Consider the following 20,714-nt stretch of genomic DNA (forward strand, 5'->3'; position numbering starts at 1 on the left):
ACTACGAGCGACGGAGCAAAACCTACGCGGACCGGATTAGCGGGGCGGTAAAGAGCACTTTACAGTTTCGGGGAGTAAAAAAGTCCTGCGTATAGGCTAACAGGTCGAAAGGTGAGTTACTTACGTTTAGACTGGCCTGTCCTCTGCGGGCTTTTCGAGCCAGTCCGTTGGCCAGAATCTGGCTGAATTTTTTGGGTTCAATTAACATTTTTGAACCGGTCCTGTTACTCCAGTATACCAATTTTTACAAATCCGGTTCAATTCTACCGAAACCGGAGGGGTGGAGCGCGCAAAGAAGAGCTACGGAATCGTATCGTTTATCTAATTAGAAGTTTAAGTGTATGAAAAACATGCTACACTCGCATGGGCCCATTCGTCGGCTCGTGCCTATTCTTTTTCTATCCGTTTTTTGGATTCAGGTTGCTGGAAATAGTGTATTGGCCCAAACCGTATCGGGCAAAGTGACCAGCGATAACGGCGAATCGTTGCCCGGCGTCAGCATCTTGCTAAAGGGGACTACAATGGGAACAACTACTGATGTCAACGGTTCTTACTCGTTGTCTTTACCGGCTGCCGATGGGGTGCTGGTATTTAGTTACATTGGTTTTCAGTCGCAGGAAATTCCGGTCAATGGTCGTAGCACCATCAATGTTACCTTAAGTACGGATGTGCAAGCGCTTTCGGAGGTGGTTGTGGTGGGTTATGGCACGCAACGACGGCAGGAACTGACCACGGCAGTAACGTCGGTTGGGTCACAAGCGATTGAACGTCAGCCGGTAGCTGGGTTTGATCAGGCGTTGCAGGGACAGGCACCCGGTATTCAGGTAACGGCTCCGTCGGGCGCACCGGGCGCGGGGATCAACATCCGGATTCGGGGTAATAACTCCATCAGCCTCACCAATTCACCGTTGTACGTTATTGACGGCGTACCGGTTTTGCCAACATATGATCAGGAGCTCGGCATCGGAAATCAACGCCCCAATCCGCTCAATACGCTGAACCCGAACGATATTGAGTCCATCGATGTCCTGAAAGACGGGGCGGCTGCGGCCATTTACGGCTTACGGGCTTCCAACGGGGTTGTGGTGATTACCACCAAGCGGGGCAAAAGCGGAAAACCCCAGGTCAGCCTGAACATGTACTACGGCAGTCAGCAGTTGCGGAGAAAAATTGATATGCTCAATGCCCGCCAGTTTGCCGACTATTTTAACGAAGCGGAAGCCGCAGCGGGTAATCCGCCCGCATTTACCAACTTGGACAACCTGCCGTATAACACGGATTGGCAGGATGCCGTTTACCGAACCGGCCCCATTCAGAACTACCAGATTAGCCTCAGCGGAGGTACCGACAAAACCAAGTACTACGTTTCCGGCGGGTACTTTAAGCAGAACGGTATTTTGCTTAACTCGGGTTTTGATCGGTATAATTTTAAGCTCAACCTCGACCAGCAGATGGGCGACCGGTTTCGGATGGGCGCTAGCCTGAACCTGAGCCGTACCAACAACAACACCAGTGTGCGGAGTGAACTGGGTCTGCAAAATTCCGGTACGGTTTTGGGTGCCTTGGCGCAAATTCCGACCATTCCAATTCGAAACCCCAACGGCAGCTACGGCATAAACCCGTTTCAGCAGCTGGATAACCCGGTCGGTAACCTGCTCGAAACCAACAACCGGGCCATTATTTATCAGGTAGTTGGTAACGTGTTTGGCGAGTTGGATATTCTGGACAACCTGGCGTTGCGGAGTTCGTTGGGAATCGATTACCGGACGCAGCTGGAAAACCAGTTTATCAGCCGCGATTATCCTGGTACGCAGAACGCTAGCCCGGCCACGCGCGGAAGCGCCAGTACGGCCACCAACCAGCAGGTGGTCTGGTTGTGGGAAAACACGCTGACGTATGACCCGAACCTGGGCAATGATCATAAACTGACGCTCCTGGCCGGGCAATCCGTTCAGGCGTCGGACCGGTTTACATCCGGAGCGTCGGTTACTGGTTTCCCGTCGAATGCGGTTCCTTATCTGAGTGCCGGGACGCAATTTACGGCTCCCTCCAGTTACCAGGATCAGTGGGGTTTGCTGAGCTTTTTTGCCCGCGCTATTTATAATTACCAGGAGCGCTACCTGGCCACCCTCAGTTTGCGGGCCGATGGCTCGAGCCGGTTTGCGCCGGGCAATCGCTTTGGGTACTTCCCGGCTCTGTCGCTCGGCTGGCGGATCTCCCGGGAAGAATTCTTTCCGCAGTCCGGAGCCGTCAATGACCTGAAATTGCGGTTGAGCTACGGCGCCAACGGAAACCAGGAAATTGCGGCCTATCAACGGTTTAGCACGTATGCGTCGGGCTTCAACTACGCCGGACCCGGCGGTATTCAGGGCGGGATTGCTCCGCAGCAGATCGGAAATGCCGACCTCAGCTGGGAAACCACCAAGCAATTCAACGCGGGGGTAGATATCGGTTTGTTCAACAACCGGCTTACGGCCACGGTGGATGCTTATTTAAAACGAACAACCAATCTGCTGACGAATGTGCCGTTGCCCTTTAATACGGGCGCACAAAATCCGCAGATCATTCAGAACATCGGCGATATTCAGAACAAAGGAATTGAATTGGCCATCAACAGCACCAACATCGAAAGCCAGAACAACGGACTGAACTGGACGACCAATTTCAACATCAGCTTGAACCGCAGCGAGGTGCTGGACATCGGTACGCTGCGCAACGAACAGGGGGAAGAGGTAAACCGGGAAATTATCGGGGCTTACACCATCACCCGTAAGGGAGATCCACTGGGGGCTTTTTACGGGTTTGTTGCGCAGGGAATTTTTCAAAGCACGGATGAAATTGCGCAGGCCGCTACGCAGCCCAATAATCCGCAACCGGGCGATATCCGGTTTGCCGACCTGAACGGTGATGGAGTGATCGACGCCAACGACCGAACCGTTATCGGAGATCCTAACCCAAAATTCTTTGCGGGATTGACGAATACACTCACCTACAAAGGTTTTGAACTCAGCGTTTTGTTTCAGGGCAGTTTTGGGAACGATATCTACAACCAGAACCGGGTAAGCATCGAAGGCATGGCTGATCCGTTTAACCAGACGGCGCGGGTGCTGGATCGCTGGCGGCCCGGCAACACCAGTACGGATATGCCCCGGGCGGTGCGCTACGACCCAAACCAGAACAATCGGTTTTCGACGCGATTCGTGGAAAGTGGGACCTATACCCGCCTGAAAAACTTGACTGTAGCGTATAATATTCCCGCCAAACCGTTGCAGCGCGCCAAAATCAGCGGGGTTCGGGTGTACCTGACGGGGCAAAACCTGCTCACGTTTACCAATTATACCGGCTACGACCCCGAAGTGAGCGCCGATCCGTTCTCGTCTGTTGGTTTTGGACGTGATTTCGGGGTTTATCCGCAGGCCCGGACCTACACCGCGGGGGTTACCGTCACGTTTTAATTGTACACTGTCATGAAAAAAATTGCTTTATCCTTTCTTTCTGTTTTGCTGATGGCGGGGTGTCAGGTGCTGGATAAAACACCGTTGCCCAGTATTACTCCCGAAAACTTTTTCCAGAATGCCGACGATGCCGAGTCTGCGCTGACGGCGACTTACGACGCTCTGCAACAAACCGGTGCGTACGGCCAGGACCTGAATGTTGTGGGCGAGATGCCGTCTGACAATGTGACGAGTACCAATGGCGATGTTAACGCCTTGAATCGTATTCTCTGGACTCCGCTGACTGGTCAGGTTGGCAGTGTTTTTCAGGCGGCTTATATCGGAATCAATCGGTCGAATGCGGTTTTGCAGTACGTTCCCGGGATTTCGATGGATACTACGCGCCGGAATCAGATTCTGGGCGAAGCCAGCTTTCTGCGGGCTCTGCATTATTTCAACCTCGTACGGTTATACGGTGGGGTGCCGCTGCGGCTCGAAGCAACGGAGTCGGGGCAGAACAGCGTTGTCAACCTGGCAAGATCGTCGCCGGAGCAAGTATATGCCCAAATTGCGAGCGACCTGCAACGGGCCGAGTCGTGGGTGGCTACCGGGTCAAGCCCGATTCGGGTTACCAAAACCGCCGTCAATGCGTTGCAGGCCCGCGTCTTCCTGACGCAGCGGCAGTGGGCGCAGGCGGCTACGGCGGCTAATAAAGTGATGACGAGCGGCTTGTACCAGTTGCTGCCGAGCTTCAATGCCTTATTTCCACCCGAAAACAAAGCGGAGTCAATCTTTGAAGTACAGTTTGCGGGTACTGCCGACGGAGGCTTTATTCTGCCCGATCTACTACTGCCTTCTCCACCGGCTACCTACTCATTTCCAAAATTCAACATTCCGACCAACGAGTTGATTCAATACGCTGATACTACGCGGGATATGCGTTGGAAATTTACGGGTGAAGTCGTTCAGGCGGGCCGGAACTACGCCAGTTTCGTGCTGGCCCGCTCGTCGAACGCCAACGATAACGGTTATTTTGTCTATAAATGGCGCAGCAATCCGAACGCTTTCAACAGCCCGGATAATTATTACGTTTTGCGGTTGGCAGACGTGATGCTGATGTACGCCGAAGCCAGCAACGAACAGAATGGACCGAGTCAGGCCGCATTGACACCGCTCAATGCGGTTCGGGCGCGGGCGGGTTTGCCCGCGCTGACGCTGGCGGAAGTGTCTTCACAACAGGCGTTTCGCAATGAAGTGGATCGGCAACGGCGGCTGGAGTTGGCCTTTGAGGGCGAACGCTGGTTTGATTTACTGCGGTATGCCCGGCACGAGCAGGCATCGCAAGGGGTAAATCATGCGGTTACGGCGCTGGATGTTATTCAGCAACAGCTTGGGTCATCCAATGTAAATTACCTGCTGTTTCCGTTTCCGCAAACCGAAATCAACAACAACGCTCTGTTGCAGCAAAATCCAGGGTATTGAGTTCGTAAGCCCCTAAATGCACCGGCCCGGACTTTTAAAAGTCCGGGCCGGTATGTAATATGAACACGTAGTTGACGGCGCTGTTGATCCTACTTGATATAGTAAATGGTTTAAGACGCGATCTGCAATTGCTGTTCCCAGTTGAAGTGAGAAGTGCTAGCGTCTCCCCATTTGCGCACCGGAATCTGAATGCCTTTCGACGAATCGGCCGTAATCCGGCGCATCAGTACGGGGATTGACCGCAGTCGCTCGTGAGCCTTTATTTCGCGCAGGAAATGTAAGCCGCAATCCGGGGATTTTGAAAGATCGACCACAATAACAGTGGGTAACACGGTAGTCGGTCGCAGGAGTTTTTCCAGCAGCAGTTTTGCAGAATTATACACTACAACAGGATACCCCGAAAAATTAGTTTCTAGCCCGGGCACAACCGATATACGATGATCTATAACCCGGGTGATCATCGCCAGATAACCGGTAGTAATTTCTACGGAGGAAGTCACAACTATTTTGAATTAGGATTGAGTAAGTACTTAGAGAACTTTACATAGTTGAAATAGTTATGATTTTTTCATTCATTGAGCGTACGGACCCGACACCTTTTTGATGTTGATTGATAGGCGCTGAATATTAGCGAGTTGTAGCTTTTTAGCAGTTTGGCTAAACATCCTCCGGAAGTGGCTTGTCTGACTAGTGAGAGTGCCGGTGACAACTGATGCATTTAAGGTGAAAAGTGGATTTGGCAATATTTTTGACCGTATTGATTTGTCGATTTGCTATCAGGCCAAAGGACAGCGAGGAGACGGTTTTTAAGAAACACAACGACTGGGTGCTGGCCCGGTGTTTGGGTACTACCTGATCCATTTTGCAGCAGGCCGTCGAACGGTTTTCTACTCATTTGTTGGCAACTTGCTTTGAAACGTGGCAATTTTTAGCTAGTATAGATTGAGTTGCCACCTCGTATCGCTGTATTAATTAGAGCTGCCTCATTGATATTTTATAACTATGACCAGAAATGTTGCTAGTGTATTGATAAGTCTGGTGCTGTTGTTAGCCGGTTGTCGGAACCGGGAACGGGAACAACAATTGATTCTACGGGAACAGACTTTACTGGAAAAAGAGAAGCAGTTTGCGCTGAGAGAAGCTGACTATCAGGCCCTGACTAAAATGCGGGATAGTTTGATCGCCATGCAGGATACCGTAGTGATGGTGGCAGCCTGGCCAGAAACAATAGCGGGGCAGTGGAGCAGCAAGGTGATTTGTACCGAATCGAACTGTTCAGATTATGTCGTGGGCGATCAGCGCTCGGATGTCTGGGAGTTTAGCAGTGATTCTACGCAAATGGTTACCAAGGTTATTAACAACAACACCCTGGTGCGGGTTTACGCGGCCCGGTATGCCAATAATGAGATTACGCTGAGTTTCAAAACCGACTCTACCGCCAGTAAGAAGGTAGAAATGAGCGTGGTACTGAACGAAATCAGTCCAAACAAGTTGAAAGGTGTACGCACATTGACGATTGACGATAAATGCAACGCCAGATTTACGGTAGACCTAACTCGCATCCCAAATAAAGAGTAACCCCACCATGATTTTACTGAGTCTCCAAAACCTGTCACTACCCATTGAAGATCCTGTATTGAAGTTTCTGGTTGTGCTGGTCATTATTTTGGGTGCCCCAATCCTGCTAAACAAAATAAAAGTACCCCATTTATTAGGACTCATCATTGCCGGAGCGATCGTTGGTCCCAATGGCCTGAATGTGCTGGCCCGCGATAGCAGTATCGTGGTCATTGGAACTACAGGACTGCTGTACATTATGTTTCTGGCGGGGCTGGAGATTGACATGGGCGATTTCAAAAGAAACAAATGGAAAAGCCTAACCTTTGGCCTGTATACGTTTACAATTCCTCTGGTATTGGGGTACTTAGGAGGATATTACCTGCTTGGTTTTTCGCCGTTGACATCCATTCTATTTGCCAGCTTGTTTTCGTCGCACACGTTGATTGCCTATCCGCTGGTGAGCAAGATGGGAATTGCCAAGAATCTGGCCGTTAACATAACCGTAGGAGGGACGATGATCACGGACATTCTCGCCCTGTTGGTCCTGGCGGTTTCGGTGGGTATGGCCAAAGGTGAAGTAGGGAGTGAGTTCTGGATCCGATTATCGGTGTCCATTGTGGTGTTCGGTTTAGTTGTGTTATTGCTTTTTCCGATCATTGGCCGCTGGTTTTTCAAGAAAGTAAGCGATAAAATCTCCCAGTACATTTTTGTGCTGGTCATGATTTACCTGGCTGCGCTTTTGGCTGAATTGGCCGGCGTAGAAGCCATTATTGGTGGTTTTCTTGCCGGGTTGGCCCTGAACCGGCTGATACCGCATACATCTTCGCTCATGAACCGGGTAGAATTTGTGGGAAATGCGCTGTTTATCCCCTTTTTTCTGATCAGTGTCGGAATGATCATTGACTTTACGGTTTTTTTCAAAAGTCTGGAAACCATCAAGGTAGCCGCTGTAATGACGGTTTTGGCAATTGGTACCAAGTATCTGGCCGCTGTTGCCACCCAGAAGACATTCCGTTTACGAAAAGAGGAGGGTGGGTTAATATTTGGTCTTAGCTCGGCCTCGGCTGCGGCCACGCTGGCGGCAGTGCTGGTCGGGTACAACATTATCATTTCGGAAAATGAAGCGGGCGAGCCCGTACGGCTTTTGAACGAACATATTCTGAACGGTAGCGTCCTGATGATTCTGGTGTCCTGTACGGTATCTTCGTTTGTGTCGATGGCAAATGCCAAAAAGATCGCCGATACCGATCACGAAGATACCGTAGCTGGTAAAAGCTGGGAAGAGGAAAATATCCTGCTGGCCGTCAATTACGCGGAAACCGTCGAAAGAATGGTTAACCTTTCGCTGATTATCAAGGCCAAAACCAATACCGATCGGCTTATTGCCTTGAATGTCATTAACGAGGAAAAAAAGGAGTCCTCGATGAAAAACGCCGAAAAGATTCTGCACAACGCCGTCCATACGGCATCAGCGGCCGATGTAACCCTGACTCCGCTGACCCGTTACGACAACGATGTGATTAACGGAATCAACAATGTGATTAAGGAAAAAAAAGTGACTGACTTGCTCATTGGGCTGGAGAGTAGCAAAGGCTTTTCGCCTTCGTTTGTTTATAATCTCTACAATGGTTATTTGCAGAATCAGAGCACAAATGTGTTGGTTTATCATGCGGTTCAGCCCATCTCAACCATCAAACGGCATATTGTGGTGCTGCCTCCTAAGTCCCACAACGAACCTGGTTTTTTCCACGCTCTGCTCCGGATATGGAATATTGCCCGCAATTCTGGAGCAACCCTGAGCTTTTTTGCCGAGCCAGCCACCATGGAGGTGCTACAAAAAATTATCCGAAAAGTAGCTATTGAAGCCGATTTTACGCCCATCAGGAAGTGGAGCGAAATGGAGCGGGCGACCAAATCACTGACCAAAGATGAGGGGCTGATTTTGCTCATGGCAAAACGCGATATGCTCTCTTATTTACCGGAAATGCGAATTTTACCGGATATGTTGAACACCCAGTTTTCGGATAAAAATTACCTGCTGGTCTTTCCGCACACCACTACCAATGAGGACTTTGCTGAAGAAAGATCCGTCAATAATCACGGCGATTTTGTGGAAATCGGGAACATTATCGGGAAAATATTTCGATAAATGATGGTTTCTGTGGGCTATAAATCCTATTAAAACCGATGAGGGTGCCCTTATATACATCACTTATTCGGGGTTCATTCAATCGAATAGACCAATGAGAACCAGTTTTTTTAGTTCAATTACAGCATTTCTGTTGTTTATTATTAGCCCTGCCCTTGCCCAGCAAAGCCAACAAATGGTGCGTTTGGCTAAACTCAAAATTGATTCCGCCCAGTTAGAAAAGTACAAAGCAGCACTGAAAGAAGAAATTGAAACGTCGATTCGGGTTGAACCGGGTGTGCTGACGTTGTACGCGGTTATTGAAAAAGAAAATCCGACCCACATTACTATTCTGGAGATTTATGCCGATTCGAGTGCATACAAAGCGCATTTACAAACCCCTCATTTCTTAAAATACAAGGCCACAACACAATCGATGGTCAAGTCCCTTGAATTGGTGGAAACTGTTCCGCTGCTGCCAGGAATGAAGATAAAATAAGGTGTTTGCATCCTTACTTGACGTCTGTACCGCTATAGCCCGCTTGTGCGCTTCTTCAACCGGCCTTGTCGTTCACCAAGAAGGAAACGGAAGAAAACGCCATGTCTCCTGGCAGAGAAGAAATACATTCAATTTATTCCCCGGCCAAGCCATCGTGTTGTACTAAATTACCTGCTGTTAATGAACAACAAATTGGGCACAAAGCCTCATTACAAAATATTAGATGGGCTTCGGGGAGTAGCAGCTATTATCGTGGTCTTCTTTCACCTGGCCGAACCGCTGGCCAGCAGCCGCTTTGACAATGTGGTAAATCACGGGTATTTGGCCGTTGATTTTTTCTTCCTCCTATCCGGCTTTGTCATTGGTTATGCCTACGATGACCGATGGAGCCAATTAACCATCAGCGGTTTTCTTCGGCGCCGGTTCGAGCGGCTGCAACCACTCATTGTGTGGGGCATGACGCTGGGTGCCATCGGCTTTTACTTTACCGACTCACCAATATGGCCCCTTATTCATACCGTTCCTGTATGGAAACTGCTGGTTGTTATGCTGATCGGTTACACGCTTCTACCCATCCCACTTTCGATGGATATACGCGGCTGGCAGGAAATGCACCCGCTCAATAGTGTGGCCTGGTCATTATTCTTCGAGTATGTAGCCAATATCCTTTACGCGCTGGGTCTAAGGAAATTGTCTAATAAAGCACTGGTTTGTTTTGCCGCATTGGCAGGTGCCGTGCTTTTGCATTTTGCGGTTACTAGCCCGAACGGAGACGTTACCGGTGGCTGGACACTCAATGCTGAACACATGCGCATCGGGATCACGCGCACGATATTTCCATTTTTTGCCGGTTTGCTTTTATCGCGGGTAGCACGGCCGACCTATATCAAAAATGCGTTCATATGGTGTAGCTTCCTGATTGCGGCCGTGCTGCTGATGCCAAGAATAGGTGGTGCAGAACACCTTTGGATGAATGGTTTGTACGAAGCTTTTTGCATTATCGTTGTCTTTCCGCTCATTGTCTATATCGGTGCCAGTGGGGTGGTGCATACGCCAATGGAAGGTAAAATTTGTCAGTTCCTCGGCGATCTTTCTTACCCTTTATACATGACCCATTATGTACTGGTTTATTTTTACGTGGCCTGGGTAAGCAACCACCGCGGTATCACTTTGTGGCAGGCCTGGCCCTATGCCCTGCTCACCTTTGCTGGGGCTATCGGGTTGGCTTATGCCAGTCTAAGATGGTATGATGAACCGGTAAGAGCCTGGTTGCGAAAAAAGCTGAAATAACGCAACGTCTATTATACTGAATCAGAAACCGTAGTCGTAGGGGCCAGAGTTACGCTATCCAATAACTCAAACGCTCGCTGAGCTGCGATAGCTGGAAAAACAGTAGTCTAATCAAGGAACGCTAATCAAAGGTGTCCAGCGCTTTCCGAGTCAAGGTGTCAAAAAAAGGACCAACTTGGAATAAATGAGGAAGAGAAAAGCCGGGAAAAGAAAAAAGCCCGTTATTTTCGGGCTTTAAATCTTTCATCAATGTTTGCGGTCTGGACGGGACTCGAACCCGCGACCCCCTGCGTGACAGGCAGGTATTCTAACCAACTGAACTACCAGACCGTTTTGTTTTCAGTTTGTTTCCCTGAAAACGTGGTGCAAAGGTAGACGGTTTTTGAAAGAACGCAATAGCTTTGCGAAAAAAAAACGATAAAAAATGATGAGAAAACCTTCGATAAGCGAGTTTCCGGCCGATAGTCCGTTCGCCAGATACATTGATCTGGTTGATTCCGAGAATGTTATTGTTGCCTTGCGGCAGCAGGCAGCTATCATCGAAAGTTTATATAAAAATTTAACCGTCGTGCAGCAGGACTATCGGTATGCCGAGGGAAAGTGGTCTCCCAAAGAAATGTTGGGCCACATGATCGATACCGAGCGTATCTTTGCGTACCGGGCATTGTGCATTGCACGGGGCGAACAGCAGCCGTTGCCGGGCTTTGACGAAAATGCATACGCCGATGCGGGTAATTTTGGTCTGCAATCGCGGCAGCAGTTGCTGAATCACTATAGCTTGGTTCGACAATCGACCCTGGCACTGGCCGAAAGCCTGCCTGAGCAGGCCCAGGAACGGCTCGGTACGGCTAATGGAAGCACGCTCTCGGCCCGGGCATTCTTTTCAATTTTAGCCGGCCACGAACGGCACCACCTGAACATATTGGCCGAACGATACGGAATAAAATGAAAATACGCGATCTGACGAATTACCTGGAAGCCTGGGCGCCGTTGGCATACCAGGAGAGTTACGACAATGCCGGATTGATTGTTGGCGATGCCGAAACCACCGTGACGGGCGTACTGATTACGCTCGACGTTACGGAGGATGTGGTTGATGAAGCGATCCGGAAAAACTGCAACCTGATTGTGGCTCACCACCCGATTGTGTTTCGGGGGCTGAAAAAACTGAACGGACGGAATTACGTAGAACGGGTCGTTATCAAGGCGATTAAGCAGGATGTTGCCCTGTACGCTGCCCACACGAATCTGGATAATATTGCCGGTGGTGTGAGCTTCCGGATTGCCGAACAACTGAAGCTGCAGTCTATAAACATCCTGGCTCCCAAGCATCAATTGTTGACCAAATTGGCGGTTTTTACACCGGATAAGGAGGTGAAAACCGTGTTGCAGGCCTTGTACGAAGCCGGAGCCGGGAAAATCGGTGCGTACGAGCATTGCTCTTTTCGGGTCGGTGGTACGGGGACCTTTAAACCGCTGGCTGGAGCGAACCCGACCGTTGGGCAGATTGGGGAGGAGGAAGAAGTACAGGAACAGCGGATTGAGGTCATTTTTCCGGCTTTTCTGGAAAAACGAATGGTGGCCGCCCTGAAAAAGGCGCACTCGTATGAAGTGCCCGCGTACGATTTGTACCCGCTGAATAATGAAAACCAGGAGGTGGGTTCCGGGGCGGTGGGCGAACTGCCAACGGCGCTTGATGAGCCGGATTTTTTGGCTTATTTAAAAACACAAATGAACCTGTCCATTGTTCGTCATACGGCTTTACGCGGGCAGCCGGTACGCCGGATTGCAGTGTGTGGAGGGGCGGGTGGCTTCCTGTTACCGGATGCAATTCGGGCCGGTGCCGATGTGTTTATAACTGCGGATTACAAGTATCACGAATTTTTTGATGCCGACGGACGCATCATTATCGCCGATATTGGGCATTATGAAAGCGAAGTCTTCACTAAAGACTTGATTCTGCAGTATTTGTTGAAAAAAAGGTTTACCTTTGCGGTAATTTTGTCCGAAATAGATACCAACCCGGTATCATATTATTTTTAGGCAGCAAAAACCGCACGAATGGAACTGACGATTGCGCAAAAACTTGAAGCACTTCTTAAACTTCAATCAATTGATTCCCAACTTGATGAATTAAAAAAGATACGCGGTGACCTACCTGAAGAGGTGCGCGATCTGGAAGACGATATCGCCGGTTTTGAAACCCGCATCGGAAAATTCAACGCCGACATCCAGGCACTAGAAGAGGAAATCGACCGAAACAAGGCCGTTAAGAAGGATGCTGAGCGGCTGATTACCCGCTACAAAGACCAGCAGATGAACGTTCGCAACAACCGCGAATTTGACGCCATCTCCAAAGAGGTTGAACTGCAGACGCTGGAAATTGAACTCGCTGACAAGAAAATCAACGAAGCTTCTTTCAAAATCCGTAACAAGCAGGAAGAAATTAAAGCGACGCAGGGGGCGCTGGAAGAGCGTAAGGAAGACCTGAAAGCGAAAATGCAGGAGCTCAACCAGATCACGTCGGAAAGCAGGGACGAAGAAAAAGCCTTGCTGGGAGATCGTGATGAGCAGATGACGCACATTGAAGATCGTCTCCTGAAATCGTACACCAAAATTCGGGAGAATGCGCTGAACGGCCTGGCCGTCGTGATCGTAAAACGGGGTGCCTGCGGTGGCTGCTTCAACGTGGTTCCTCCGCAGCGGCAAGCCGATATCCGGGATAAAAAGAAGATTATTGTTTGTGAGCATTGTGGCCGGATCTTCGCTGACGTTGAAGGGGTTCCTGAACCCGTTACATCGCGCCGGTAAGAAATTTCTTTTCCATTAAGAGGCTACCCCCGGGTGGCCTTTTTTTGGTTTCGGGAAGGTTTGATAACCTTAGGGACAAATGCGTAAATTCGCGCCATGTGGTTTCTACGGTTTTTGTTGATGTGGATGCTGGTCGGCCCTGTGTGGGCGGCTGACTTTGAATTTACCCCCAACCTGCAGCGGGCGTATGGGGAGGTTCTGAAACTGAAGGTGCCGGAAGGACGTCGGTTGCTGGCCAGTGAAGCCACCCGCGAAAATGGAATAGCCATTTACGTAAGTGATGTGACCGACATGGTCACGTTGCTGGTATCGGATGACCAGAAGCTCTTTGGGGAGTGGGCGAAGCGGGAAGATCAGCGCCTGGATCAGCTTCGGGATCTGGACGCCAATTCGCCCTGGCAGCGGTTTGCTCAGGCAGAAGTACGGCTGCACTGGGCGTTTGTCAAACTGAAATTCGGGAAAGAAGTCAGCGCTTGCTGGGATGTGATCCGGGCGTACAAAATGCTGGAGGAAAACCGTAAGAAATTTCCCGGCTTTCTGCCAACTTACAAGTCGCTTGGGCTGTTGCACGTGATGATTGGTGCCGTACCCGACAATTATACCTGGGTGACCCGAATGCTGGGCCTGCACGGTAATATTCGGCAAGGGTTGCAGGAAATACGGACGGTAGCCCGAAAAGATGCGATTTTTCAGGATGAAGCCGCCCTGATCGATTTGCTGATTCGGGCCTATGTGCTCAAATTTACGCCGGAGGACGTGGCCAGTCTGAAGAAAACCGTCCGGGAAAATCCGGATAATCTGCTGCTGCATTTTTTGGCAACCTCGGTTTTGATGAAAGAAGGTCAGAGTGAGCAAGCACTCAACTTGCTGACAACGCGCCCCACGGGTCCTGCTTATCTGCCCTTTCCGATTCTGGAAAACTTGAAAGCCGATATCCTGCTTCAAAAAGGTGATTACCCGCAGGCAGCGAGTACCTACCGCACCTTCCTGAGTCAGTACAAGGGATCAAACTTTGTGAAAGACACCTATTACAAGCAATTTTTGTGTTACTGGCTCAGTGGTGATGATGCAAAGGCTATTCCGCTACTCCGGCAGGTAACGCAGGTGGGGGCAACTGTGGTGGAATCGGACAAAGTGGCGCAGAAATTTGCGGAGCAGTATTTCAAAAAAGGCATTTCGCCCCGTCAGAAAATTCTGATGAAAGCCCGGCTGGCTACCGACGGCGGGTATTACGATACGGCTTTGCAAACATTGCGTCCTTATGGAGAGTCGGCTTTTCCGTTGGTGGATGAAAAAGCCGAATATAACTACCGCAAAGGCCGTATTTACCAGCGTCGGGGCGATGCCGATGAGGCCGTGCCGTACTTTGAAAAAGCAATTCGTTTAAGCGAAACGGATCAGCTTTCGTACGGTGCCACGGCCGCTTTGCAACTGGGCTATATTTACCAGTCACGTAATGTGCCTAAAGCTGAACAGTACTTTCAGAAAGCGCTGAGCTACAAAAAACACGAGTATAAAAACAGCATTGATAACAAAGCCCGCGCGGCCCTAAACGAGCTCTCTACAGGCTCATCAGCTCCTTAAAGCGGATGGCCTGGCGACGGCTGATTTCAATTTTGTCGCCCCCTTTCAGGGTCACCAGCAAACCACCGCTGAACCACGGCTCAATTTTATCGATCCAGGGCAGGTTGATGATGTGTTTGCGGTTGGCCCGAAAAAACGTATTGGGGTCCAGCCGATCTTCCAGGCTGTTCAGGGATTTCAGCACCAACGGTTTTTGGTCGTCAAAGTGCAGCCGGACGTAGTTGCCCATCGATTCAAACAGGCGAACTTTGCCTAGTTTGACAAACCAGCATTTCTCGCCATCCTTTACAAAGACCTGGTCGTTTTCGCCCAGAATTTTATTCGCATCCCGCCGTGGCGCTTCCGTTTCCGGATGAAGCGTATTTTCTTCGATGCGGTTAATGGCTTCCGACAGACGGTTTAATTCGATCGGTTTCAGCAGGTAATCCAGCGCATTGTATTCAAAAGCCGTGATGGCGTATTCGTCGTAGGCCGTCGTAAAAATAACCTCCGGGCTTTTGCCATCGATGGCAGAAAGTAATTCAAAACCGTTTTTGCCCGGCATCTGAATATCCAGAAACAACAGTTCAGGCTGGAGGTCGTCAATGAGTTTTAGAGCCTCGTCGGCGTTGGCGGCTTCACCAATCACTTCAATTTTGGGGAAATTGTCTAACAGCCGGCGGAGTTCATTACGGGCCAGTCGCTCATCGTCAACAATCAGTGTCTTCATTGCATCGTTTGCGGTTTACAGGTCATGGATTCCGGTTTAGGGTTCACGGTTTTAATGCGTCAGCCAGCCGTCAATCCTAAACCGGAATCTTTAAACTTTTTTCAATTCTTCGGTTCGTTTGAAGACCCCCATCGATTGCATGGGAATCATCACATCGGCACAAACCACGTCGGCGGTTTCCTGCTGGATCCTGAAGCTCGCTTCGGGGCCGTACAGCAATTCGAGCCGTTGGGCCGTATTCTTCAGGCCAAAACCACCGGAGGCTTCGGTATTGCCCAGAACGCCCGTATTGCGGATGCGGATAAACAATAGGCGATCTTCCAGCCAGGTGGTCAGTTCAACAAAACCCCCGTTGATGGCTTTCTGAACCCCGTGTTTGATGGCGTTTTCAACCAGGGTTTGGAGCATCATGGGCGGGACCTGCAAATACTGCGTTTTGGGGTCAATTTCCAGCCGGCAATTCAACCGGTCTTCGTAGCGAACTTTCTCGAGGGCGAGGTAATCTTCAACGGTTTTGATTTCTTCGCGAAGTTCGACGGTTTTTCGCCGATCGGCCAGCAGGGAGTTGCGGAGAATGTTGGAAAGCTGGGTGATGCTTTGCTGGGCTTTGGTCGGATTTTCGAGAACCAGCGCCCGAATGCTGTTCAGGGCGTTGAAAACAAAATGGGGGTTGAGTTGTGACCGGAGCACTTTGGCTTCGGATTCGCGAATGGATGTTTTCAACAGAATTTTTTCAATTTCGGCATCGCGCGACCGTTCGACGTAGTGGTAGGCGGTGTAGCTCAGCACCCAAGCCAGCATGCATTTCCCCCAATTGAGCAGATAGCCTAAAACGATAGAAGGTTCGTCGGCTAAGTACTGCGGCAGAACCTGTTTGTCGATGGGTAAATTGATGATCGTCATGATCACCGCCAAAACGAAAACCGATAAAACAACCCGCGGAACTAATTGAAAGAAAGGAAGTTGAACCCATCGCCATCGTTTGATCATCAGGCGGTAAAGGTGGGTTAATAGCACACAGAGAATAATGGTAGCGATTGCTTCGTAAAAGAAATCGGCTTTATATCCTTCCGCAAACGTAAAAATGGCGAACTCGGCCATGATGAGCATCGTCCACCCGGCAATCTGACAAAACCAATATATTCTATTCTTAGACATTGCTTACTCCAGGAATCAACTCCAAAGACGCGGTACATATAGAGCGAATATAACGGTTTGCTGACGAAGTGCGGTGTTTATTACAGGAGTGGTAATATAGAATTTTCAGTAGCCTGATTTGATATGTGTAGGCTAACGTGGTAGAGCGGCAATACAGAACAGGTACAGGTTAGTGGTGCATCACCAGCGCCAGCAGGTGCGTACTGTCATTAGAAACTTCGATTGTAAACTGCTTCGTGTCATAATCGTAGTTTAACTTATACAGGCACAGGTTGCTGTGTTCATACAGGTCCATGGTTGCCAGCGACTCGTTCATCATCCATGACAACAGAATACGTATAGCCCGACCGTGCATGCAGATCAGGATGGGGTTCTCGTCTGGACGGGAGAGAATGAGATCAATGACCGGTTTTTGACGCTGGGCCACCTGGTTGGGACTTTCGCCGTCTTCGGTCGGATAATCGGTATGCCCGGCAGCCCAGTTTTCAATCAGGGTGCGGTAATATTCGTTATCGAAATTATTGGGTGTTTTGCCTTCGCGGGCGCCCCAGCTAATTTCGTTAAGCCCCTCGTAGCTCTCGTGAGCAATACCGGCGTCAATGAAAAATTGCACCGATTGCATCGTCCGGCGGAGTTTCGAGGTATAAACCTTCGAGAAGGGAATATGCTGGTAGGCTTGGTAAAAAGCCAGCGCCTGAGCCTGGCCCATTGCATTTAAATCCGAATCAACTCCGCTTCCCTGGACAATGCCCTGCCGGTTATAATCTGTTTCGCCGTGGCGAATGAGATATATCGTTTTTTGTTTCAATCTCGCTTTTATAATATTGAGGTGAATAACGAACAGCGAATAAAAAACAAGCAGGTACTGTGCCGACTAGTTCGCTACTCCATTAATACTAATTTCATCAATAGGTTGCACTGAAAACGCCTGCAAAATTACGAAAAAATCTTCATACAATGAAGCCGGATTGGACTTTAGAATCATTGCAACAATTTCATGCTAATTCCATCGTGAACCACCTGGGCATTGAACTGACGGAGCTGGGCGACGGGTTTCTGGCAGCCCGGATGCCGGTTGATCACCGCACCCAACAACCGTTCGGAATTTTGCACGGCGGAGCATCGGTTGTGCTGGCCGAAACGCTAGGAAGTATTGCGTCGGTGATGCACCTGGATGACCCCACTAAGCAACGGGCTGTTGGTCTGGAAATTAACGCCAATCACGTTCGCTCCGTGAAGGCAGGGTGGGTGCATGGGAAGGTAACGCCCATTCATATCGGCCGGACCACCCATATCTGGGATATCAGGATTACAGATGAGTTGGGTAAGTTGGTATGTATTAGCCGGTTAACTGTTGCTGTTATAGCTAGCCAAGCGGGTTGATTACGTGAGAAGTGGGCCCGTCTGACCGGGTTTTAGGTCGCTGATTTACCCCATAGGTCCCGGTATGGAATTATTTTGTACCGGAAAATAACTAAGTATTTATTTGTTAAAAAAATGTCCGATAATTGCTTGCTCTATTGCTACTATAAGTAATTACATATAAGCGATTCAACGGAGACGTTATGGAAAATAAAATGTTGGGTAATTCTTTATCCACATCGGTGTATTCATTAATGGGAGAAATGAATCCCCTGCTCTATATTATAGAGGATAATGATGATAACCTTTTGTTGTATGAGTGGATCTTTACCCGGTACCTGCCCAGCTACACATTTCATCTTTTCTCCGACGGGCTTTTTCTGCAGCAAAAAATGGAGTCGGTCCGGTCAAAGCCGGATTTGATTCTATTGGATCTTAAGATGCCTTACATGGATGGGCTCGAACTGCTGATTCAACTAAAGGAAGACGATCAGTGGAAGGATATTCCGGTGGTTATTTTTACCCATTCAACGTCACCCAAAGAACGAGAAGCCTGCCTGAAGGCCGGGGCCAGCGGCTACATCATTAAAGATATTTCGGTCAATGGCATTAAGGAACAACTACAGGATATGTGTCGGCGCTGGCTGAAAAGCAACCGGCTGGCCATCTGAATACAGCGATTACGAAAACCGATCGTTTGAGCAATCACTTCATCAACACCTCCGCGGTCGGTGTCAGTAGCGGTACGCCCACCAGGAACATTTGTTCATCATTGTGGATCGTGACGGGTGAATTAGCGAGTAATTTGTACTTAGTTAGGATGTTTTGCAGTCCAATCTGGTTGGAAGGAACGGCCATCTTTTTCTTCTGAATGTTATTTTCCACAAATAGCCGATCGTTGCGTGTATACAGTCGGATTGTCAGAGGGCGGCTGACCGCAATGATGTTGTGTTTGATGGCGTTTTCGAGCAGAATCTGTAGTGTCAGGGGAGGAATGAGGTAGGTCAGGTAATCTGGTCCGATCTGGGTTTCCATAAAAATACCGTCGCCGTACCGGGTTTTGAGCAGGTGAAAATACGCTTTGATAAACTGGATTTCGTCGCTGAGCGGGCACAAATCGCGGTTATTTTGCTGAAGTAGGTAGCGGTAAACCGACGAAAGTTCGTCCACAAACAATTCGGCCTGTTCTGTATCGCTCGTGATGAGCGACGACAGCGAGTTGAGGTTGTTGAACAGAAAATGGGGATTGATCTGGGTTTTCAGCGAATCAAGCTGGCTTTGCAGGTTTACTTTCTTTAGTTCCTGCGCTTCTGTATAGGTTACTTTCCAGCGCTGATAGAGGTAAACGCCTTCGTAATAAGCCGCAATCTGCACGGTACCAACCACCGAGACGAGGGTGTTGAAAAAGTACGGTTTAAATTGCAGGTGATCGGCAACGGGCCAAAGACCAATGAGTTCGTAGAAGTACGTTTGTGTAATACGGATCAGGCTCGCAAAGAACATAAACCAACTGAGCTGATATAGAATGCGGTGCGAGGTTTGGGTGAGTTCCGGGTACTTACGGCGCGATAAAATGATGCCCCAGCGATTGCTTTCCCAAACGGCTATACTGCCCAGAATAAAGAAAAACGGAATTCGCCAGTCGTCCGGGTAGGGCACATTGGTATACCCGTACATCGCCCATTGACCCGTGAGCGCCAGGAGCGGGACGCCAATCAGACGCATCCATTTGTCATTCAATTTTTGCATTTTACCGGCCAATCCATGCTTTGAACTCCTTCGCGCGGTCGTGGCTGACAACAATGTCCTGTACCAAACCTCCCGATTTCAGATTCAACGTAAGTTGTCCATTAAGGTAAGCATGAATTTGCGAAACGGCTCGGTATTCCACAATAAACTGGTCGTTGATGCGAAAAAATCGATTCGGTTCGAGGAGATACTCCAGCGTATCGAGGGAATAGTCAACTACAAACCGTTTGTTGTCCCGGCTATACAAATAGGTCGTTTCGTCTTTAGTGTAAAAGAAACTGACTTCAGAGGCTTCGACCGATACCAACTGCTGTTGGATTTTGGCCAGAAACTGATTCCGAAATTCTGGTTTGCGGGATTGTCTCCGTAAATCATCGACCAACTCGCCGATACCAACTGGTGTAACCTTGGGAACGGTTTTTTCCTGGTGTTTGCGAAGAACCTGCTCCAGTTCTTCTTTCTTGATGGGTTTCAGGAGGTAATCGAAACGGTTAATCTGAAACGACTTTACGGCGGACTCATCGTAGGAAGTTGTGAAAACAACGGGGCATTCCACAGAGACGAGGTTAAATATTTCAAAGCTCTGCCCGTCGGACAGTTCAATATCCATCAGAATCAAATCAGGCAAGGAGTTCGCCGTCAGCCAATCGACGGTTGATTCGATGCCGTCTGTAACGCCAGCGATTTGGAGGTTGGAATCAATCTGGTTCAATAATTTAACGAGTTTCTGAACGGCCAGCGGCTCGTCCTCAACGATCAGCAAATTCATAGATTTCCGTACCGGTTAAAAAAACAGATTAAATACGGTGCAAATGAGAGGATTGCCAACCGGAGAAGAGATGAATTGGGCAAAAGATAGCGTGAATTGTGCATCTGATGACCTGAATTGTAGGGGCTGGACGGAAGATATTTTTCGATAACTAGCGAATGTCGCGCACAAAAAATAAG

The 20,714-nt window shown here is 49.3% G+C and carries 19 protein-coding genes and 1 tRNA gene; 12 read left to right on the forward strand and 8 right to left on the reverse strand.

Features of this window, described 5'->3' with window-relative positions; all coding sequences use genetic code 11:
- Positions 1-22 precede the first annotated feature (22 nt).
- Positions 23-208 carry a hypothetical protein gene (locus tag ACYVH9_RS07445; protein WP_460635669.1) on the reverse strand — a complete coding sequence of 62 codons (186 nt, stop codon included), beginning with the start codon at positions 206-208 and terminating at the stop codon, positions 23-25.
- Between the two features lie 142 nt (positions 209-350).
- On the opposite strand from ACYVH9_RS07445, the gene ACYVH9_RS07450 reads away from it, so the two are divergent.
- Together ACYVH9_RS07450 and ACYVH9_RS07455 are read left to right on the forward strand one after the other, a co-directional pair.
- The gene (locus tag ACYVH9_RS07450; RefSeq protein ID WP_460635670.1) at positions 351-3,455 is read left to right on the forward strand and encodes a SusC/RagA family TonB-linked outer membrane protein; all 3,105 of its coding nucleotides are present in this window, start codon (positions 351-353) and stop codon (positions 3,453-3,455) included.
- Positions 3,456-3,467: 12 nt separating this feature from the next.
- Positions 3,468-4,916: a RagB/SusD family nutrient uptake outer membrane protein gene (locus ACYVH9_RS07455; RefSeq protein WP_460635671.1), complete on the forward strand. Its 1,449-nt coding sequence runs from the start codon at positions 3,468-3,470 to the stop codon at positions 4,914-4,916.
- A gap of 110 nt (positions 4,917-5,026) precedes the next feature.
- On the opposite strand, the gene ACYVH9_RS07460 is transcribed toward ACYVH9_RS07455, so the two are convergent.
- The gene (locus tag ACYVH9_RS07460) at positions 5,027-5,416 is read right to left on the reverse strand and encodes a hypothetical protein (RefSeq protein WP_460635672.1); all 390 of its coding nucleotides are present in this window, start codon (positions 5,414-5,416) and stop codon (positions 5,027-5,029) included.
- Positions 5,417-5,918: 502 nt separating this feature from the next.
- On the opposite strand from ACYVH9_RS07460, the gene ACYVH9_RS07465 reads away from it, so the two are divergent.
- From ACYVH9_RS07465 to ACYVH9_RS07480, 4 genes are all read left to right on the forward strand, one after another.
- Positions 5,919-6,494, forward strand: a complete 576-nt coding sequence (locus tag ACYVH9_RS07465; RefSeq protein ID WP_460635673.1) for a hypothetical protein — start codon at positions 5,919-5,921, stop codon at positions 6,492-6,494.
- 7 nt (positions 6,495-6,501) lie between these two features.
- Entirely contained in the window at positions 6,502-8,625 is a 2,124-nt protein-coding gene (locus ACYVH9_RS07470; RefSeq protein ID WP_460635674.1) for a cation:proton antiporter domain-containing protein, read from the forward strand.
- A 94-nt stretch (positions 8,626-8,719) separates the two neighbouring features.
- Complete coding sequence (locus ACYVH9_RS07475; protein ID WP_460635675.1) at positions 8,720-9,103, forward strand: putative quinol monooxygenase; 384 nt, start codon at positions 8,720-8,722, stop codon at positions 9,101-9,103.
- A gap of 180 nt (positions 9,104-9,283) precedes the next feature.
- A complete protein-coding gene (locus ACYVH9_RS07480) occupies positions 9,284-10,393 on the forward strand; it encodes an acyltransferase family protein (RefSeq protein WP_460635676.1) in 1,110 nt (369 codons plus the stop codon).
- Positions 10,394-10,649: 256 nt separating this feature from the next.
- Here ACYVH9_RS07480 and ACYVH9_RS07485 read toward each other — a convergent pair.
- Positions 10,650-10,723, reverse strand: a tRNA-Asp gene (locus ACYVH9_RS07485).
- A 97-nt stretch (positions 10,724-10,820) separates the two neighbouring features.
- On the opposite strand from ACYVH9_RS07485, the gene ACYVH9_RS07490 reads away from it, so the two are divergent.
- The 4 genes from ACYVH9_RS07490 to ACYVH9_RS07505 all read left to right on the forward strand — a co-directional run bounded on the left by ACYVH9_RS07490 (position 10,821) and on the right by ACYVH9_RS07505 (position 14,788).
- Complete coding sequence (locus ACYVH9_RS07490) at positions 10,821-11,342, forward strand: DinB family protein (protein ID WP_460635677.1); 522 nt, start codon at positions 10,821-10,823, stop codon at positions 11,340-11,342.
- Positions 11,339-12,436, forward strand: a complete 1,098-nt coding sequence (locus tag ACYVH9_RS07495; RefSeq protein WP_460635678.1) for a Nif3-like dinuclear metal center hexameric protein — start codon at positions 11,339-11,341, stop codon at positions 12,434-12,436. Before ACYVH9_RS07490 ends, ACYVH9_RS07495 begins: the two co-directional genes overlap by 4 nt.
- Before the next feature lie 18 nt (positions 12,437-12,454).
- Entirely contained in the window at positions 12,455-13,204 is a 750-nt protein-coding gene (locus tag ACYVH9_RS07500; protein ID WP_460635679.1) for a zinc ribbon domain-containing protein, read from the forward strand.
- 96 nt (positions 13,205-13,300) lie between these two features.
- Positions 13,301-14,788, forward strand: coding sequence for a tetratricopeptide repeat protein (locus tag ACYVH9_RS07505; protein WP_460635680.1), 1,488 nt, complete (start codon positions 13,301-13,303; stop codon positions 14,786-14,788).
- Here the strand turns inward: ACYVH9_RS07505 and ACYVH9_RS07510 are convergent.
- The 3 genes from ACYVH9_RS07510 to ACYVH9_RS07520 all read right to left on the reverse strand — a co-directional run bounded on the left by ACYVH9_RS07510 (position 14,766) and on the right by ACYVH9_RS07520 (position 17,463).
- A complete protein-coding gene (locus ACYVH9_RS07510; protein WP_460635681.1) occupies positions 14,766-15,497 on the reverse strand; it encodes a LytR/AlgR family response regulator transcription factor in 732 nt (243 codons plus the stop codon). The genes ACYVH9_RS07505 and ACYVH9_RS07510 overlap by 23 nt on opposite strands.
- 90 nt (positions 15,498-15,587) lie before the next feature.
- Positions 15,588-16,655, reverse strand: a complete 1,068-nt coding sequence (locus ACYVH9_RS07515; RefSeq protein WP_460635682.1) for a sensor histidine kinase — start codon at positions 16,653-16,655, stop codon at positions 15,588-15,590.
- 169 nt (positions 16,656-16,824) lie between these two features.
- Complete coding sequence (locus ACYVH9_RS07520; RefSeq protein ID WP_460635683.1) at positions 16,825-17,463, reverse strand: histidine phosphatase family protein; 639 nt, start codon at positions 17,461-17,463, stop codon at positions 16,825-16,827.
- A gap of 149 nt (positions 17,464-17,612) precedes the next feature.
- Here ACYVH9_RS07520 and ACYVH9_RS07525 point away from each other — a divergent pair, with 149 nt between their 5' ends.
- Together ACYVH9_RS07525 and ACYVH9_RS07530 are read left to right on the forward strand one after the other, a co-directional pair.
- Entirely contained in the window at positions 17,613-18,038 is a 426-nt protein-coding gene (locus ACYVH9_RS07525) for a hotdog fold thioesterase (RefSeq protein WP_460635684.1), read from the forward strand.
- Between the two features lie 242 nt (positions 18,039-18,280).
- Entirely contained in the window at positions 18,281-18,688 is a 408-nt protein-coding gene (locus ACYVH9_RS07530) for a response regulator (RefSeq protein ID WP_460635685.1), read from the forward strand.
- Between the two features lie 34 nt (positions 18,689-18,722).
- Here ACYVH9_RS07530 and ACYVH9_RS07535 read toward each other — a convergent pair whose 3' ends face one another.
- Both ACYVH9_RS07535 and ACYVH9_RS07540 read right to left on the reverse strand, forming a co-directional pair.
- Positions 18,723-19,766 (reverse strand): sensor histidine kinase, encoded by a 1,044-nt coding sequence (locus ACYVH9_RS07535; RefSeq protein WP_460635686.1) that lies wholly within the window; start codon positions 19,764-19,766, stop codon positions 18,723-18,725.
- A 1-nt stretch (position 19,767) separates the two neighbouring features.
- Positions 19,768-20,535, reverse strand: a complete 768-nt coding sequence (locus tag ACYVH9_RS07540) for a LytR/AlgR family response regulator transcription factor (RefSeq protein ID WP_460635687.1) — start codon at positions 20,533-20,535, stop codon at positions 19,768-19,770.
- Positions 20,536-20,714: the final 179 nt, after the last annotated feature.

Source organism: Larkinella harenae (assembly GCF_054780515.1).